The organism is Mucilaginibacter sp., assembly GCF_039207105.1.
GTDB lineage: Bacteria > Bacteroidota > Bacteroidia > Sphingobacteriales > Sphingobacteriaceae > Mucilaginibacter.
Genome location: NZ_JBCECK010000049.1, coordinates 1 through 16,920, shown reverse-complemented (window position 1 = coordinate 16,920; position 16,920 = coordinate 1). Strand labels below are relative to the sequence as shown.

Here is a 16,920-nt window from a genome sequence, read left to right as displayed (position 1 = left end):
TTCGCTTTAAAAAGAACTATGTCATTATAAATCAGTGACTTATTTACAATTCTTAAGCTCCCGGTTGTTTCTGACTCTTAACCAAACAGCCCGGATATCTGCTGAAGATATCCGGGCTGTTGCTTGGTATACAAATATACAAAATTGCTTCCTGACAAGCAATTCATGAGATACCTAAGAATGTGCACATTTTGGTGTAGAAGATTTCTCCTTCGTCGAAAGGACAAAGTGAGCAGGCAGAAGATTTAATTCCCAAAAATCGAAGTCTTCGCTCTCTCCTCGGGCGAAAGCTTTTCAAACTCCTGGTAACATTTGCTGATGTATGCCGCCAGGTTAAAATCTTTGCCGGTAAAAGTTTTAATATCCGGCGAGTACCGCATGGCGAAACTATGCAACTCCTGACCTTTTAGGGGAACGTATTTTCCGACATTTTCGTCGCTGAAGGCTTGTTCAATTTGCGCGGTTATTTTATCGTTCCTGTCTTGCTGCTCCCTTTTTCGGGCATCGTTCTCGGTCTTTTTGTTCGACCATATCCTGAGGCTCACTCCACCCTTTATTGAACCATCGGCATTGGGGCCATCAACATTACGTTGGTAGGTCATGGTTTGGTTATGAAAATTAGGGTCTATAGGTTGTTTAAACGCTTCCGGATTTACCGAGTTCTCCCCTTTGGCATTGATCACCACCTCATTCAGCATATGCCGTACCGGCTCCAGGTAAAATTCGCGTGCATTCAGGCTGATCAGCACTACGGTATCGGGTTTATATCCGGCCCCGGTAAGTACCAGCATATCGCTGACTTTGGCCGGGATCAGGAAATGTCCCTGTTTGTCAGTCCGGGCTTTAAATTTTCCATTCAGGTTTTCAATGCTGATATCGGCTAAGGCAACATGCGTTTTATTTTCGTAAACAACACCCTCCTGGGTGCGCTGCTGAGCATAAACCAGGGACGATAAAAACAAGAATAGGAATACAAATCCGAGACGAAACATTTTTTAAATTTAAAAATTCCCGCTTCATCAATAAGTTAAAATATGTTAAAGCTTTGAATGAGGGATATTATTCATAAAATGCTGCCATGAATTAACCTTTATCAAATTTGATTTATATTGCATATCCCTTAAAATAATACCAATACTATGATGAGCGAGTTTCAGCCACTTATTGAGCACGTAAAGAAAAGAGTTGATATGACTGATGATGAGCTTGCTGAACTGCTATCCTATTTCAGCATAAAAAAGATCAAAAAGAAACAGTACATCATTCAGCCCGATTTTGTGGCCAAACACCGCAATTATGTTATTGAAGGTGCTTTTCGTGCCTATGTTATTGACGAAAAGGGGGAGGAACATACCATACAATTCGCTATTGAGGACTGGTGGATATCTGATTACAACAGTTTCATATACCAGCAACCCGCCACCATGTTTGTAGTGGCGCTTGATGATAGCGTTGTTTTGCAGATAACTCATGAACAGGAGCAAAAACTAAAAGCCGCGGCCCACCAATTCGAGACCTTTTTCAGGATAATGGCCGAACGCTCCGCCGCCTTTCAGCAGCGGCGCATCATCTCTAACCTCACCCAATCGGCAGAGGAACGCTATACTGATTTTTTAGAAAAATATCCGCTGGTGGCGCAGCGTGTACCGCAATACGCGTTGGCATCGTACCTGGGCATGACCACCGAATTTCTGTCCAAGATCCGCAATAATAAAGTACGCCGAAAAAGTTGAACTACTTCAACCATATTTCCTAATCTGGTTTATCGTCAAAAAATACCGTTCTGCCCAACTTTGCTATATCAAAACAACAATTAAATAGTAAAGATCATGTCAGAAAAATTAAAAAATAAAGTAGCCGTTATTGCAGGAGGCAGCAACGGCATAGGCTTAGCCACTGCTAAATTATTTGCAGCACAAGGCGCTAAAGTAGCCATTAGCGGCCGTAACCCGCAAACCTTAAACAATGCCGTTGCCGAAATTGGTCACGATGTGATAGGCGTACAAGGCGATGTAGCCAGCCTGAGCGACATCGAAAAACTATACCAAACCGTGGCCGATAAATTTGGCAAAATAGATGTACTGATCGTTAATGCCGCCGTTTATGTGCTTGCCCCATTAGCCAGTTTTACTGAAGAGCAGTTTGATAAAGTGAGCGACATTAATTTTAAAGGCACATTTTTCAGTGTGCAAAAAGCCCTGTCTTATTTAAATGATGGCGCATCTGTAGTGCTTACTTCCTCAGTTGTGGCCGAAAAGGGTGTACCCGACCATGCGGCTTACGCGGCATCAAAAGCGGCTGTACGCTCGCTCGCCAGGAGCTTCTCGGCCGAGTTACTTGACCGCAAAATACGGGTGAATGTTTTAACTCCCGGCCCTATTGATACCACAATATTTGAAACGGTAACCAGCAGCAAAGAAGAAGCTGAAGCTGCCAAAGCCGGTATGGGCGAGTTTACCCCGGTTAAACGCGTAGGCACAACAGCCGAGATTGCAGCAGCTAACCTTTATTTAGCCTCAGATGATTCGGCTTTTATGGTAGGCGGCGAGATATTGCTTGATGGCGGTATCCGGTCGCTGTAAGGTTGATTGGGACATTATTCATCGACTCACCCCGACATCGCTACGCTTGTCGCCCCTCTCTTCAGCTTTGCTGGAAAGAGGGGCTTTTTATTGAAAATCATTGCTGAGATAAAGAGTTATGATGCAAAAGCTTTATTTAAGTCTATTCAATAAGTTCAAATTACTTGCTATCTCTTTTACGTTACAATAAGTTAATATGGCTATGATATATTTTTGCGCGCGTAAATTAAAGCAACCCAAACCTGTCACCATTCATGAAAAAACCTTTTTTAATATTAATGCCCGTTATAACGATGCTCATCATATCGTGCAGTAAAAAAAATGATGTAAAGCCGGAGGTAAATATCAATGGTACCACCTATCCCACTGTTAAAATTGGCACCCAAACCTGGACGGCCGCTAATTATAACGGCCCCGGCGGAGAAAACTATGACCGCGGTACAGTTAACGATCCACTTTCTGGTAAATTTTACAGCCTGGATGAAACCACGAAAATTTCTTTGCCTGCCGGATGGCGGGTACCAACCAGAGAAGATGCCGAAAAACTATTATTATTTTTAGGAGCAAAAAAAACTGTGAGCCTAACATTATCTGTCGGCGATTCTATTGCAACTAAACTTAAATCAAACGCTGACTGGACATATAACCTGGGAAATAATAGTAGCGGCTTTAACGCCTTTCCGGTAGGGCTTGCTTATTATTCAGTTGCATATAGTTTTAAAGGAAACGCTATAGCTTTTTGGACATCTACTTCTGAGTTCTTTGGTAATTTCGAATATATTTTACGAATAGAGGATTTCCCACCTTACTTTTCTCACATGGGTATCGTAACAGTGATCAGTCAGGGTAATCTTGCTTCGGCAAGATTTTCTTTAAGGTTTGTTAAGGATAACTAATACAGGTATTTCCATATCTCTTAAAACAAAAAGAGCCGCCCCATAGGGTGGCTCTTTTCATTATAATCTTAACTGAATTATTGTTGCGGTGTTGTAGCCGGCGCAGTTGCAGGAGCTGGTTTATTTTCAGGTGCTTTACCTATCAGATCCATAAACTGATCCAGTTTAGGGGTGATGATAATTTGCGTACGCCTGTTTTGCGCTTTACCTGTAGGGGTATTGTTATCGGCAATTGGGTTGTACTCACCACGACCACCTGCTGTTAAACGTTTAGGGTCAACAGCGTAGTTGTTTTGCAGAGCTTGCACTACTGATGATGCTCTCAGGGCGCTCAGATCCCAGTTATTACGGATGTTTTTCTGGCTGATTGGCACGTTATCAGTATTACCTTCAATCAGCACATCGTAAGTGCTGTAATCTTTAATGATCTTGGCAATTTTGCTCAGGGTTTCGTTGGCCTTGTCAGATACTTCGTAGCTACCAGATTTGTACAACATATTGTCTGACAGGGAGATGTAAACCACACCTTTTAATACCTTCACATCAACATCCTGGCTTTCCTGCGCGGTTAATGAGCGGGTAAGGTTATTGGTTAACACCATATTAAGCGAATCGCTTTTTGATTTGGCATTTACCAATTGCTGAATGTATTTGTTTGAGCTGTTGATCTCATCAACCAGTTTAGAGATATTCAGGCTTCCCTGATTGCTGGAGTTTAAACATTTGTTCAGCGCATCCTGTAAAGCAGCCACATTTGATTTTTGCAGGGAAATTTGCTCTTCCAGACTGGCTACACGGCCATTGGCAACAGCCAGGGCCTGCGCAGTGGTTTGATATTTTACACTCATATCGCGCGTGCTATTTTGCAGCTGGGTGTAATTAGCGTCAAGTTCTTTGTATTTTTTACTGCTAACGCAGCTTTGGGTTAATACCGCGGCTATAAGCACAAGCGGTACGGCTATGGGGAATTTCATAAATCTGTATTTTTTAGGTTTAAATATAAAACAATAATGCTTAACCAATCAATAGCGTAAAAGTTTTGTTTACGTTTTGCTGATTATTGAAGCCTTATTGTCAAAAAGCGTACCGAATATCAGAATTTGGCTAAAGCGCTCATTGTACATTATTCATCCGTCCCATAAATGGGACGGCAATGAATTATACATTTGTAAGTATTACAGAAGCAAAATCTAAGATAATAATTCATTGCCGTTGGCTTCAGCCAACGGGTTTCATATGAAAGTATGCAGGGCTTTAGCCAAAAATCCGAATATGCAATCATTGTAAATCTTCCTGAACACTTATAACCCATCCCCAAAAACTTATTTCCTTATATTGGCGGTATACTATCAATCACAAAAAATGAGAACATCTTGTCGCACCCTGCACCAAAAAATCAAATTAACCTTAATGATCTGTCTGTTAGCTATTACCTCCGGCTTTGCTCAAAACGGCCCTGCCATGAAATGGTTTAATCAACCCTCAAAATGGACAGGTAACGCTGCCAAACTAACCTTTACCGTTGACCCTGGAACCGATTACTGGCAGGTTACCCATTACGGTTTTAAGCGTGATAACGGCCCTTTTTATTACCAGGAAATGGCTGGAATTTTGAGGCCAGCGTAAAAATAACCGGCAATTACCATGAGCTTTTTCATCAGGCCGGTTTAATGGTACGTATTGATGAAAAAAACTGGATAAAAACCGGAATTGAATATGTAGACGGCGTTCAGAATGTAAGTGCCGTGGTAACGCGCGAAGTTTCCGACTGGTCGGTAGTTCCCCGCCATAACAGCCCTAAATCGGTATGGTTAAAATTGCTTCGCAAAGGCGATTATGTGGAGATCAAATATTCATTCGACGGCCAAAAGTATGATATGCTGCGCCTGGCCTATTTCCCGCCCAATAAAAAGGTGCAGATAGGCATGGTTGCCGCCGCGCCGGGCAAACTAAGCTTCCCGGTAACTTTTGAAAACTTTAAAGTTGAGGTTGTAAAATAAGAATTACAGGGCGTATATTCGACTCACCCGCCCGTTGCTTCGCTCGGGCACCCTCTCTTCGGCTTCGCCGGAAAGAGGGTTGAGAAAAAACTTGTCATTGCGAGGAGGAACGACAAAGCAAAAGCCTCACCCAACCCTCTCCAAAGGAGAGGGCCTTAAAGTACTTTTTTAAATCTTCCCTTATGGGGGAGATTTAGAGGGGGCTCATTGCCGCGCTACGCTCGCAATGACAAATTTCGTTTTTCCCCTGTTGAAGCAGGCGAAGAGTGGGGTTATATTAAGACTTACGAAGTTTTAAAAACTTCGTAAATCTCTCGTCGCTTAAAGATCTCCTCTTTGCGTTTGCATAGCAGAGCGGGAAGACAAGCACACCAATGCCGAGCTGAGTCAATAAATGTCCCTTACTTTTTCAACGAAAGCAAACCCTCCATGAGTTCCTCATTAAAACTGCCAATAGTTGTGGTGTTCAGCATTTTGTGTATGCGGTTACGGATCGCTTTAAACTCATTATGCAGCGGGCAGGGGTTTACCTCCGAGCATTGTTTTAAACCCAATGCGCAGCCATAAAATAAACTGTTGCCATCTACCGCTTCCACAATTTCGCTTAGCGGGCGGGCTAAAGCCGGGGTATCAATATAAAAGCCACCGTGCGGCCCTTTGATGGAGCTGATGAGCCCCTTGCGGCTCAGATCCTGCAGAATTTTAGCCAAAAAATGCTCGGGCGAATCAATACCCTGGGCAATATCCTTAATACCTACCCTATTCCCTGTTGCTGTTTTATGGGCTATAAAAAAAACCGCCCTGATAGCGTACTCGCATGTCTTCGAAAAAATTGCCATAATCAATAGTACAAAATTAATAAAAAATTAATAAAAGATATTTTTGTCTTTTATTTTTTTATTACATAGCTTTGTCTTGTCGATCAACAAAAGAAAGACATCATCACATCTTAATAAAAGATAAAAAGGTATTAATATATTAATTATGACAACCGAACAAAAAACCCTCATTACAGCTACCGTACCGGTACTAAAAGAAAACGGCGTAGTACTAACCAAATACTTTTACAACCGCATGTTTACCCATCATCCCGAACTCAAAAACATGTTCAATATGGGTAACCAGCAAAGCGGTAAACAACAAACGGCCCTGGCTATGGCAGTATTGGCCTATGCAGAAAACATTGCCAACCCTGGCGTGCTGATGCCTGTGGTTGACCGTATTGGTCATAAACATACCAGTCTGGATATCAGGCCGGAGCATTATATTATAGTAGGCAAGCATCTGATAGCTTCTATAAAAGAGGTTTTGGGCGATGCAGCCACACCGGCAATTATTGACGCCTGGACAGTTGCCTACAACCGGCTGGCTAATTTAATGAGTGGCCACGAGGCCGGCCTGTATGAACAGCAAACCAACAGAACCAACGGCTGGACAGGCTGGCGCCCTTTTCGCGTAGGCAAAAAAACACCCGAATCTGCCGAGATCACCTCATTTTACCTGTATCCTGCCGATGGCGGCAAGGTAACCCCGCACCTGCCCGGCCAATTCATCAGCATACGCTTATTTTTACCCCAGCTAAACCTGAAACAGGCCAGGCAATACAGCGTATCAAGCGTGCCCGGCAATGAGTACTACCGCATTTCGGTAAAAAGAGAAAAGGGATTAGAGCTGGATACCGACGGCATGATCAGCAATCAGCTTCATGATTTTATTCAGGAAAATGACATTGTTGACCTAACCGCCCCCGCCGGCAACTTCACCCTGATGCAAAACATGGATGCCCCGGTTACCCTCATCAGCGGCGGGGTTGGCCTTACACCACTCATGAGTATGCTGCACACCCTGGTTCAAAGTAATTATCAGCATCCTATTACCTGGCTGCACGGTTGCCGCAATGAATCTGTACATGCATTCAAAAACCAGCTGGATGATATTGTGAGCACCCAAGCCAATGTAAAACAACACGTTTTTTATAATCAGGCAACTGATGCCAACCGGGAAGCCGGAGTACAGGAAGGATACCTGGATATTAACAAAGTGCCCTCACTAAACCTGCAGCCAGATGCGCATTACTTTATATGCGGGCCATCGGTATTTATCCAAAAACAATATCAGGATCTGATCACCGCGGGTGTAAATAAACAGAACATTTATTTTGAAGAGTTTGGCCCGCAAGTACTTCAATTAAAATAAGCCGCTATCAACATCAATTATTATTAAAACTTTAAACTAATAATACCATGAATACGCTAAAAACCACAGCTCATAATAGCTGGATAGTTGAAGAACAAACCAAACATGAAAGCTTTAATCTGATAAAAAAATTCAACCAGTTTGCCGATGGGCAAAAGGAAAACCATACCCTGTGGTGGTTTGTAAACCTCATGGTGCATGGTACGCTGATACTGGCCATTCCGGCTGTTTTAATTTATTACTATAACGCGCCGGTAATTGTGCTGGCTATTACTATCAGCTGTTTCTTCAGTACGTTTGTTGCCAATATGTGCGGTTCAGGTATACGTACCACACTGGCAACTTTCTTTTTGAGCCTGCTGATACACGCGGTAATGATACTGGTTATCGTACTATGCTATAATTGATCTGGTTATAAGAAAGCCGGTTTAGGCCGGCTTTCTTATCCTGTTTATTAAAACTTATAAGTTAAACCTGCTCCAAAAATTTGTTTAACCTGCAAGGCAATCTTTGAGCTGCCATCATCATTAGGTATCCGGGTTCTGCCGTCATAGATCATTTGTACCCCGGCATTAACGGTTACAAACTTATTCACCTTCATAAAAAGATTGGCCGTATAATCTGTATAAATATCACCCGGTTTATGCAGGTAATCTGAATACAGTTTCAGGATATTTTCAAGGCTGATGTTTTGCACCAGGTTTATTTTGTAATAAGCATCTAACGAGGCACCAAACTGGAACAGGCTTTTGTTGTCCGGTGTAACACCAAACGCCCCTATGGATGACAAGTAATCATCCCTTACTATAATAACACGGGCCGCGGCCGGTGATATGTTGATCCTGAAATTGTCTGACCGTTTATAGGCAAAACCCGGGCCAAATGTAAGATAAGCAGGTGCCAGAAAGTTTGATATCAATGTTTTAGGATCCGTATCATAATTATAACCCTTGGTAAACTGGGTCTGGAAGTTCATATAAAAGGTATACAGCCAATATTTTGATGCCTGACGGCCCAGTAAGCTGTTCAGGATAATGCGATCGTCGTTTTTACGCCAGCCTGCATCTTCCTGTTTACTCAGCCCGTAGCCGAGTATTACTTTATTATCCCAGCTCCACTTATCCTTCTTATAATTAAAATCGTAATTAAAAATGAGGTTACCGGCAAACGCATTCACACCACCTGCCGACCAGTTAGAGTAGGAACTCTGACTGATCAGAAATGTATTTTCGCCGTGTATTTTCCATTTTTTCGCAGTGTCGGTCTTTGTCGTGTCCTGAGCATGAACAGCAAAACCAGCGCATGATAATACTAACAGTAAGATGATCTTTTTCATAGGCGTAAAAGTGTTTAATGGTTAAAAAATTATCTGCCATTCATCCTTATCCGCTGTAACAGGTCAATATATAATAGGTAAATCTGACCTATCATTTCATCCGTTTTTGGTATTTTATTCACCAATACCCTGACAGATATATTTCAAATATCGTGATTTATTATTTTCCGCTGTTTATCATATTTATCAACCTAAGTTGTAACACAAGCATTTATCATAACTTTTAGGCTATTGTGCGATTCTTCGCTGCTTTTAGTACCTAAAATGTTACTTTTTGTTACATCGGGTATAATATTTTATTGAAGCCTTATTTTGATCGGCTCCAAGTTTTTTTTATCCCCACTTTTGGTGACTTTGGTAAAACCGAAAATTAATACCTTTGCCCATTACCACCTATTAAAGATATTTATAATGGAATTTTCAAAAACTTACGTTGCCAAGGATGAGCACATAGACGTGCAGGAAATTATGGATGGCCTGTATTACCCATTTTATATGGAGTATTGCAGGCATGATTATATCAGGGAAGTGCTTGGGTTTGATTTTGAAACAGAGGCCAAAAATGGCGTTTATATGGTACTATCCAACTACAGCCTGAGCTTTGTAAGGTCATTAAAAAAAGGCGATGAGTTTACCGTTACCTGTACTTTATATAAAGATAAAGCAGGCTTGCCTAAACTGCATTTTAAACAAACCATTATGCTAAATAACAAGGTAATGACCAAAGCTGTATTTACCGGTACCTGCGTACCGGCTACCGGCGGCAGGCCTTATTTACCCGAATCGGTATTGGCAAAAATTACAGACGCTCCTGTACTGGAAGATTAACCCGATTGCGTCAGCTTTTTTGTGAAAGCCCTTAACTCAGCAGTTAAGGGCTTTTTGCATTTGAAAACACCGCTCTTGTTATGCTGAGCGTAGCGAAGCATCTATTCTCCAATATGCATAGCCCATCAACAAATCCTTCGTTCCTCAGGATGATAAACTGGGTGAGCATATCCGGTTATCACAATCCCCGGTTTCGGGGATTGGTTCTGATGTTATATGTTTTGACCTTCGCATTAAACAAAATTGAATATCAAAACCCATGAATTACACAGCAATACAGGAACTGCAATCAAGCTTAAAGGGCCAGCTACTGTTACCCGAAAACGAAAATTATGAACAAGCCCGCCAGTTATGGAACGGTGCTGTTAAGCATAAACCAGCCGTGATCATTTTACCAGAAACGGTTGAAGATGTACAGGCTGCCATTAATTTCGCTACCGCTCAACAACTACCATTTTCGGTACGCGGAGGCGGTCATGATTGGGCTGGCCGCTCGCTAAATGAGGGCGGTGTGGTTATCAACCTGCAAAAGTTAAAAAACATTTATATTGATCCGGCCGAAAAGGTAGCCATTGTACAAGGCGGCATAACCGGCGCCGAACTGATAGCCGCCGCCGAACCTCATGGACTGGTAGCTGTTACCGGCTCTATTGGTGTGGTAGGCTTTACCGGCTTAACTTTGGGTGGTGGCTACGGACCGTTAAGCCCGTCTTTTGGACTGGCTGTTGATAATGTATTAAGCGCCGAGATAGTTTTGGCCGATGGCTCTGTAATTACCGCGAGCGAAACTGAACATGCAGATCTGTTCTGGGCCATTCGCGGCGGTGGCGGTAATTTTGGTGTGGTAGTTTCTATGACCGTTCGTTTACACACTGTGAGGCCGTTGTTAACCGGGCTCATCATGTTCCCCTGGTCAGAAGCTGAAACCGTATTTAAAGCTTATGCCCGCATCATGCCAACCGCCCCTGATGAGTTAGCACTGTTTGCAGGAATGATGCACACACCCGATGGCAATCCGGCTATGTTCCTTAATCCGGTGTGGTATGGTGATGAGGCTAAAGGAGAAGAACAAATGTCTGCCTTAAAGCAGCTGGGTAACCCTTTTATGGTTCAGGTTGCTCCTATGAAATATAGCGATCTGTTAGGCATGTTTGACGCGCATGTGGTTAACGGTCTGCATTACACTGCTCAAACCCGTTCGTTGGCCGAACTTGACGACGACGCCATAGCGGCCATCATCAAATCTGTAGCCGAGGTAACATCGCCATTGTCATTAATAAACATACACCATTTTCATGGGGCACCGTCACGCGTACCATTAAACAGTACCGCGTTCGGCCTCCGGAAATCACATTTCATGATGGAGTTTATTTCGGCATACGCTCCCGAAGATGTAGCAAATGACGCGGCACACAGGCAATGGGCACATAACCTGTCGGCCAGTGTAAGCAAGCAGGCTATCCCGGGAGGGTATCCAAATATCCTTGGGCCGGATGAGCATGAACAAATTGCCCAATCATACGGTACAAACCTGACTAAATTACAGCAGATTAAGCACCAGTATGACCCAACAAACCTGTTCAAGGGTATATCAATCCCGCGGTAATTCCGGATGTCCTACTTACGACAACTTACCTCGCACACTTACGAAGTTTTAAAAACTTCGTAAGTGTTTAACAGCATTTAAGCTATTTTGCCCCCAAGTGGTCTCTCAGATTTTTCTGAGGGGCCTTTGTTTATGGTATACCAAATGAAAATGCAGGCAAATAACTATCTTTGCCGCCATGAATATCCTGATCCTCGGTTCGGGCGGAAGGGAAAGCGCCTTCGCCTGGAAAATAGCTCAAAGCCCCAAATGCCAACAACTTTTTATTGCACCCGGCAATGCCGGCACCGGGCAATACGGCACCAATGTTGATTTGAAAATTACCGACTTTGCAGGTATTAAAACTTTTGTTTTAAGCAACAACATTAACCTGGTACTGGTAGGCCCCGAAGAACCGCTGGTAAAAGGTGTTCATGATTTTTTCCTGGCCGATGATCAGCTGAAAAACATTCCGGTAGTAGGCCCGCAACAGCACGCCGCTCAACTGGAAGGCAGCAAGGATTTCTCCAAACAGTTTATGCAAAAGCATAATATCCCTACCGCTGCCTACAAAACTTTTACTAAAGATACTTTACAGGATGGCCTTACTTACCTGGCTACCGCGGGCTTGCCTGTAGTTTTAAAAGCCGATGGCCTTGCAGCCGGTAAAGGTGTACTGATATGCCTTACCCTTGAAGAAGCCCAGCTGGAGCTTACCCAGATGCTTGCCGAAGCCAAATTTGGCGAAGCCAGCTCAAGCGTAGTTGTTGAGCAATTTTTGCAGGGTATTGAACTTTCAGTTTTTGTGATGACCGATGGTAACAGCTACAAGATACTTCCTGAAGCTAAAGATTACAAACGCATTGGTGAGGGCGATACCGGCCTGAATACCGGTGGTATGGGCTCTGTTTCGCCGGTGCCGTTTGCTGATGCTGCCTTTATGAAAAAGGTAGAGGAAAAAGTGATCATCCCTACTATAGAGGGTTTAAAACAAGATAACATCCCATACAAAGGCTTTATTTTTATTGGCCTCATGAATACCGCTGGTGAACCCTGGGTTATTGAATATAACTGCCGCATGGGCGATCCGGAAACAGAAAGCGTAATGCGCCGCATCGATTCTGATTTTGTTGATCTGCTGTTAGGCGTTGCCGAAGGTAACCTGAACGAAAAAGAATTGATCATCAGCCCTAAAACCGCGGCTACCGTAGTTATGGTTGCAGGCGGCTACCCGGGCGAATACCTGAAAAACAAAGTCATAACCGGAACCGAGAATATACATGAGTCTATCGTTTTTCATGCAGGTACATCTGCCGATGGCGACAACGTGATCACCACAGGTGGCCGTGTTTTAGCTATCACCACCCTGCAGGACAATATGTTCACCGCCCTGCAGCAAGCCACCGCCGATGCCAGCCGCATCTACTACGATGGCATGTATTTCAGGCGCGACATCGGTTTTGATCTGCTTGATTAGTCCGGAAGTCGGTAAGTCAGAAAGACTGGTAAGACAGAAAATTAAAAAAGGTTCGATAGTTAGCACTATCGAACCTTTTTATTATGATTTTTAATCTCTCCGGCTGATTCTTATCTTTCGGACTTTACTGACTTCCGGACTAAAAAACTATATCTTCCCGAACAGCTCTTCCAGTTTGGCATCCAAATCGCCGCCACGCAGATTTTTGGCAATGATCTTACCTGTTGGGTCTATCAGGTAATTTTGGGGGATTGAGCTTACCTGGTATTGCTTAGCCGCTTCGTTATTCCAGAACTTCAGGTCAGATACCTGCGTCCAGTCCAAACCGTCATTTTTTATGGCGGCAAGCCATGCGGCTTTACCATCGGGCCTGTCTAAAGAAACGCCCAGTACTGTAAAGTTTTTTACTTTGTATTTATTGTAGCTGCGTACCAGGTTCGGATTCTCCTGCCTGCATGGGCCGCACCATGATGCCCAAAAATCAATCAGTACATATTTACCCCTGAATGATGATAATTTAACCGGTGCTCCGTTTACGTCAGTCTGTGTAAAATCAGGTGCCATAGCCCCAACGGCTGTTACTTTTAATGCTGTAATACCTTGCTCCAGATTTTTACCCAATTCAGAGTTCTTCAAATTTGGGGAAAGACTATTAAATAATGGCTCGATCTCGTTCGGATCAGGCGATGGGCCACCAACAGAGCTAAGAGCCAGTAAACTCAGATAACTGTTTGGGTTATTGGTAATAAAGTTTTTGAATACTGCTTTTTGTTCAAGCTGTATGTTTTTGTACTGGGCCTGTATAGCGCCCTGAAACCCCGGATCTTTTTGCACTTCGGGCGAGGCGGCTTTAGCCTTTGCCATCAAAGCCTGTGCTTTTTTATTGATAGTGGCCAGCTGCCCTATCAGTTTTTTGTTATCATCGTTCAACGGCGATCCGGTAATTACTGCCTTTGCAACCGAATCTTTACTGGTAACGGTTATGGTACCTTTTTCTAAAAAAAGGTTCAGGTCGTCCGCAGTTTTTGAGGGGCCGCCATCGGGATAATTTTGCTGTACATATTTATCCAGCCCTATACCTTTATAATCAAGCGCCAGTGTAGCGTTAACCGGGTTAAGCAGTGTACCGGTCAGGGTAAAAGCTCCATTGGTTACATTGGCCGAATCAATCACGTTATTGGAACCCAGCTGGTATATTAAATAAACCTTAGCCGGGGCGCTCAGGTTGCCCACCTTACCGTTAATGGTAAAAGTATCGGTACCGGCCTGAGCAAATGCCATTGCGGGCATCATGCTTATTATATAAAAAAGTATTTTTTTCATTTGTGTATAAAAACTATAAGCAGTGTTAACGTTAAAAGGTTGTTTGAATTATCAAAGGTCAGTTTAATTTTTGATAGGTACGCCACCACAGATCAGGTAATTCGCCTGATGCCGCCATTTTATAATCGGCATAACTGCAGGGCACCAGGTGAAAACGCTCATTGCGCGAACCACCGCTTGGGTAAGGTACCTGCATCCACCAGCGATCTGATTTTTTGCTTTTCACAAACACCACTTCCTGGTCTTCATGCTTTAAACTGGTTTTATAGATCAGGTACTGGTTTTTAGGATTCAGCGGAAAATCGCGCTTACGGTTATATACCCCCTCAATAAAGTACCATATCATTTGCGCCAGCTGGGTAGCGGTTTGCCCATTACTGTCATAAGCCGGGTTAAACTCATAAAACCCTATAGAGCTTAGTTTATCATTAAAACCGGCATAGCGGCACAGCTGGCAAGCCTCTTCGCCGTAAAAACCATTGGGCGATGCATTGGCATTACCCATAGCATCGGCCGAGCGTATGGCGCTTACATCAAAACTGATCATACTGGCATTGCGAATGGCGGGCTCCGTAACCGCTACATTGCCGCTTAGTTCGCCCAGGCGGTGTACATCAAAATAAAGCTTATCCATTACCCGAAGGCTCTCCTGGCTTACAAAATAAGTTTGGTAGCCCAGGTTACTATAATTAAACAGGTAATTGGGCTCATGTAAAAATATTTTATTGAGATAAGAACGTGAGGTTGTTTCCAGGCTATCCTGTTTCTCATCCTCATCAAGGTCAAAATGCGAATCGATCACCAGTAGGTCAACCTTTTGTTCCAGATCCTCATAACCCAGGTATTGTGCATAGGTCAGGTCCTGGCCGCCACCTAATATAATAGGAATAATATCTTTTTTCACCAGTTCAGCCACTACGGTTTTCAGCGCGAAGTAGGTGTCAGTAACCGTAGCCCCGGCGCGAATATTGCCCAGGTCGGCAATTTTCACGGTGTAGCCGCCTTCATAAAGCTGGTACAGTTTTTCGCGGATATAATCGGGGCCAAGCGCGCAGCCGGGGTTGTCAACAGCGTTCCTGTCGTCCAGAACACCAATGATGGCCAGGTCGGTTTTTTCTTCCAGATCAGGAAAATCAACCGAATAATGCACTATTTTATCGCCAAACTGGCTGGTGTAATACCCCTTTTTAGGAGCGATCTTTTTAAGATCAATAGGTGTAAAAAAATCAGCTAAGGACATAATGTTTTGATGTGCAGATGTGCGTATGTGCAAATGTGGGGATAGATGTGCAGATATGCAAATGTGTATTATATGTGCGGATATGCAAATGTGCGGATTTTTGTCTGAACCAGAATTAAAGAATTTATGAATTGACGGAATTAAAACTTACTTACATATCTGCAGATTTTGCCTTAACCAGAATTAAAGATTTATAAATTAACGGACTAAAATCATCTGCACATTTGCATATCTTCATATCCGCACATCTACCTTATATTTACATATCCACACATTTGCACATCCGCACATCTATCCGCACATTTGCACATATGATATTAGTAACCGGCGCAACAGGTTTTTTAGGGGCCGAACTGGCAAAACTGCTGGTTGGTACGGGCGCACAAATACGCTGTACCAAAAGAGCGAGCTCAAAAATACCTGCATTGCTGCAGCCTTTCCAGCAACAAATACAGTGGGTTGATGCCGATATGCTGGATGTTTTCGCGCTGGAAGATGCACTTCAAGGTGTTACGCAGGTATATCATTGTGCTGCATGGGTATCCTTAAAACAGGCCGATAAAGAGCCGATGATCAGTACCAATGTTACGGGCACGGCAAATCTGGTGAATTTGTGCGCCGCTATGGGTATCCGCATGGTGCATGTAAGTTCAATTGCGGCCATCGGGGTAGCCAAACCCGGCGAACTGATCACGGAAGAACACCATCTGGAAGAATCGGCAGATAACGATGGCTATGCTATATCTAAGCTGGAAAGTGAAATGGAAGTGTGGCGCGGTATTGCCGAAGGGCTCGACGCTGTAATTGTAAATCCTTCGCTTATTTTAGGGGCCAGTGCCGGCAAAAGCGGGACCGGTGCTCTGTTTGAAACCGTACGTAAAGGCCTTAAATTTTATACCGGCGGCAGCGGCGGTTTTGTTGATGCGGAAGATGTTGCCAAATGTATGGTAGCACTCATGAATAGCCCTATTACTGCCGAACGCTACATCATCAGCGCGGAAAATTATACTTATAAGAATATAACTGCCGAAATTGCCCAGGCATTTGGTATACCCCCCCCATCAAAATTGGCCAAACCCTGGATGATGAGCCTGGCCTGGCGCGGAGCCGCTGTTATAGCTGCCTTAACGGGTAAGTCGCCTGCTATTGATAAAACTTCGGCAATGGCAGCCTCGCAGATCAGGGAGTTTGATAATGCTAAAATTAAACAGGCCATTGGCATGGAGTTTAAACCGATAAGCAAAACTATTTTGGAAGTTTGTGAAGCATTAAAGTAGCGTCTGAATCAGAATTTACTGAATTAAAGAATTAACAGAATTTAAAATCAGGTACAACCCGGTTGCAAATCAAATGCGGGCAAAGGCCTGACAAAAAAGCGGGCCAGGGTGTTTTGCCTGTGGGTGGAAGCTTTTTTTTGTCTTGATCTTTTGGTTACTTTTGTATCAAGACAAAAGTAA

15 protein-coding genes and 1 pseudogene are annotated in these 16,920 nt (G+C 43.5%); 10 read left to right on the top strand and 6 right to left on the bottom strand.

The window, feature by feature from the left end; genetic code table 11:
• Positions 1–245 precede the first annotated feature (245 nt).
• Positions 246–992, bottom strand: a complete 747-nt coding sequence (locus tag AAGC65_RS12100; protein WP_343112710.1) for a hypothetical protein — start codon at positions 990–992, stop codon at positions 246–248.
• Positions 993–1,139: 147 nt separating this feature from the next.
• Here AAGC65_RS12100 and AAGC65_RS12095 point away from each other — a divergent pair, with 147 nt between their 5' ends.
• From AAGC65_RS12095 to AAGC65_RS12085, 3 genes are all read left to right on the top strand, one after another.
• Positions 1,140–1,733, top strand: a complete 594-nt coding sequence (locus tag AAGC65_RS12095) for a Crp/Fnr family transcriptional regulator (protein WP_343112709.1) — start codon at positions 1,140–1,142, stop codon at positions 1,731–1,733.
• A gap of 96 nt (positions 1,734–1,829) precedes the next feature.
• Complete coding sequence (locus tag AAGC65_RS12090; RefSeq protein ID WP_343112708.1) at positions 1,830–2,582, top strand: SDR family oxidoreductase; 753 nt, start codon at positions 1,830–1,832, stop codon at positions 2,580–2,582.
• Between the two features lie 254 nt (positions 2,583–2,836).
• Complete coding sequence (locus AAGC65_RS12085) at positions 2,837–3,478, top strand: FISUMP domain-containing protein (RefSeq protein WP_343112707.1); 642 nt, start codon at positions 2,837–2,839, stop codon at positions 3,476–3,478.
• A gap of 77 nt (positions 3,479–3,555) precedes the next feature.
• Here the strand turns inward: AAGC65_RS12085 and AAGC65_RS12080 are convergent, their stop codons facing one another.
• Positions 3,556–4,452, bottom strand: a complete 897-nt coding sequence (locus tag AAGC65_RS12080) for a flagellar motor protein MotB (RefSeq protein ID WP_343112706.1) — start codon at positions 4,450–4,452, stop codon at positions 3,556–3,558.
• A gap of 388 nt (positions 4,453–4,840) precedes the next feature.
• Between AAGC65_RS12080 and AAGC65_RS26200 the strand changes: the two are divergent.
• Positions 4,841–5,478: pseudogene (locus tag AAGC65_RS26200) on the top strand (DUF1349 domain-containing protein).
• Positions 5,479–5,879: 401 nt separating this feature from the next.
• On the opposite strand, the gene AAGC65_RS12065 reads toward AAGC65_RS26200, so the two are convergent.
• Positions 5,880–6,317 (bottom strand): Rrf2 family transcriptional regulator, encoded by a 438-nt coding sequence (locus AAGC65_RS12065; protein ID WP_343112704.1) that lies wholly within the window; start codon positions 6,315–6,317, stop codon positions 5,880–5,882.
• 145 nt (positions 6,318–6,462) lie between these two features.
• Here AAGC65_RS12065 and hmpA point away from each other — a divergent pair, with 145 nt between their 5' ends.
• Positions 6,463–7,674, top strand: coding sequence for an NO-inducible flavohemoprotein (gene hmpA / locus AAGC65_RS12060; RefSeq protein WP_343112703.1), 1,212 nt, complete (start codon positions 6,463–6,465; stop codon positions 7,672–7,674).
• A 47-nt stretch (positions 7,675–7,721) separates the two neighbouring features.
• Positions 7,722–8,081, top strand: a complete 360-nt coding sequence (locus AAGC65_RS12055; RefSeq protein ID WP_343112702.1) for a hypothetical protein — start codon at positions 7,722–7,724, stop codon at positions 8,079–8,081.
• Between the two features lie 47 nt (positions 8,082–8,128).
• Here AAGC65_RS12055 and AAGC65_RS12050 read toward each other — a convergent pair whose 3' ends face one another.
• Positions 8,129–9,010 carry a DUF3078 domain-containing protein gene (locus tag AAGC65_RS12050; RefSeq protein WP_343112701.1) on the bottom strand — a complete coding sequence of 294 codons (882 nt, stop codon included), beginning with the start codon at positions 9,008–9,010 and terminating at the stop codon, positions 8,129–8,131.
• A gap of 411 nt (positions 9,011–9,421) precedes the next feature.
• On the opposite strand from AAGC65_RS12050, the gene AAGC65_RS12045 reads away from it, so the two are divergent.
• The 3 genes from AAGC65_RS12045 to purD all read left to right on the top strand — a co-directional run bounded on the left by AAGC65_RS12045 (position 9,422) and on the right by purD (position 12,900).
• Positions 9,422–9,838 (top strand): thioesterase family protein, encoded by a 417-nt coding sequence (locus tag AAGC65_RS12045; RefSeq protein WP_343112700.1) that lies wholly within the window; start codon positions 9,422–9,424, stop codon positions 9,836–9,838.
• Positions 9,839–10,097: 259 nt separating this feature from the next.
• Positions 10,098–11,444, top strand: coding sequence for an FAD-binding oxidoreductase (locus tag AAGC65_RS12040; protein WP_343112699.1), 1,347 nt, complete (start codon positions 10,098–10,100; stop codon positions 11,442–11,444).
• A gap of 178 nt (positions 11,445–11,622) precedes the next feature.
• Positions 11,623–12,900: a phosphoribosylamine--glycine ligase gene (gene purD, locus AAGC65_RS12035; RefSeq protein WP_343112698.1), complete on the top strand. Its 1,278-nt coding sequence runs from the start codon at positions 11,623–11,625 to the stop codon at positions 12,898–12,900.
• Positions 12,901–13,047: 147 nt separating this feature from the next.
• On the opposite strand, the gene AAGC65_RS12030 is transcribed toward purD, so the two are convergent.
• Both AAGC65_RS12030 and AAGC65_RS12025 read right to left on the bottom strand, forming a co-directional pair.
• Positions 13,048–14,223: a TlpA disulfide reductase family protein gene (locus tag AAGC65_RS12030; RefSeq protein WP_343112697.1), complete on the bottom strand. Its 1,176-nt coding sequence runs from the start codon at positions 14,221–14,223 to the stop codon at positions 13,048–13,050.
• Between the two features lie 58 nt (positions 14,224–14,281).
• Positions 14,282–15,463, bottom strand: a complete 1,182-nt coding sequence (locus tag AAGC65_RS12025) for a formimidoylglutamase (RefSeq protein WP_343112696.1) — start codon at positions 15,461–15,463, stop codon at positions 14,282–14,284.
• Between the two features lie 311 nt (positions 15,464–15,774).
• Between AAGC65_RS12025 and AAGC65_RS12020 the strand changes: the two genes are divergently transcribed.
• Positions 15,775–16,740: an NAD-dependent epimerase/dehydratase family protein gene (locus tag AAGC65_RS12020; protein ID WP_343112695.1), complete on the top strand. Its 966-nt coding sequence runs from the start codon at positions 15,775–15,777 to the stop codon at positions 16,738–16,740.
• Positions 16,741–16,920 lie beyond the last annotated feature (180 nt).

What these genes read in the sequence shown, in the direction of transcription:
- AAGC65_RS12050 (WP_343112701.1), bottom strand. Translation starts at nt 9,010, where the DNA reads ATGAAAAAGATCATCTTACTGTTAGTATTATCATGCGCTGGTTTTGCT.
- AAGC65_RS12080 (WP_343112706.1), bottom strand. Translation starts at nt 4,452, where the DNA reads ATGAAATTCCCCATAGCCGTACCGCTTGTGCTTATAGCCGCGGTATTA.
- purD (WP_343112698.1), top strand. Translation starts at nt 11,623, where the DNA reads ATGAATATCCTGATCCTCGGTTCGGGCGGAAGGGAAAGCGCCTTCGCC.
- AAGC65_RS12045 (WP_343112700.1), top strand. Translation starts at nt 9,422, where the DNA reads ATGGAATTTTCAAAAACTTACGTTGCCAAGGATGAGCACATAGACGTG.
- AAGC65_RS12020 (WP_343112695.1), top strand. Translation starts at nt 15,775, where the DNA reads ATGATATTAGTAACCGGCGCAACAGGTTTTTTAGGGGCCGAACTGGCA.
- AAGC65_RS12040 (WP_343112699.1), top strand. Translation starts at nt 10,098, where the DNA reads ATGAATTACACAGCAATACAGGAACTGCAATCAAGCTTAAAGGGCCAG.
- AAGC65_RS12055 (WP_343112702.1), top strand. Translation starts at nt 7,722, where the DNA reads ATGAATACGCTAAAAACCACAGCTCATAATAGCTGGATAGTTGAAGAA.
- AAGC65_RS12025 (WP_343112696.1), bottom strand. Translation starts at nt 15,463, where the DNA reads ATGTCCTTAGCTGATTTTTTTACACCTATTGATCTTAAAAAGATCGCT.
- AAGC65_RS12095 (WP_343112709.1), top strand. Translation starts at nt 1,140, where the DNA reads ATGATGAGCGAGTTTCAGCCACTTATTGAGCACGTAAAGAAAAGAGTT.
- hmpA (WP_343112703.1), top strand. Translation starts at nt 6,463, where the DNA reads ATGACAACCGAACAAAAAACCCTCATTACAGCTACCGTACCGGTACTA.
- AAGC65_RS12065 (WP_343112704.1), bottom strand. Translation starts at nt 6,317, where the DNA reads ATGGCAATTTTTTCGAAGACATGCGAGTACGCTATCAGGGCGGTTTTT.
- AAGC65_RS12090 (WP_343112708.1), top strand. Translation starts at nt 1,830, where the DNA reads ATGTCAGAAAAATTAAAAAATAAAGTAGCCGTTATTGCAGGAGGCAGC.
- AAGC65_RS12085 (WP_343112707.1), top strand. Translation starts at nt 2,837, where the DNA reads ATGAAAAAACCTTTTTTAATATTAATGCCCGTTATAACGATGCTCATC.
- AAGC65_RS12100 (WP_343112710.1), bottom strand. Translation starts at nt 992, where the DNA reads ATGTTTCGTCTCGGATTTGTATTCCTATTCTTGTTTTTATCGTCCCTG.
- AAGC65_RS12030 (WP_343112697.1), bottom strand. Translation starts at nt 14,223, where the DNA reads ATGAAAAAAATACTTTTTTATATAATAAGCATGATGCCCGCAATGGCA.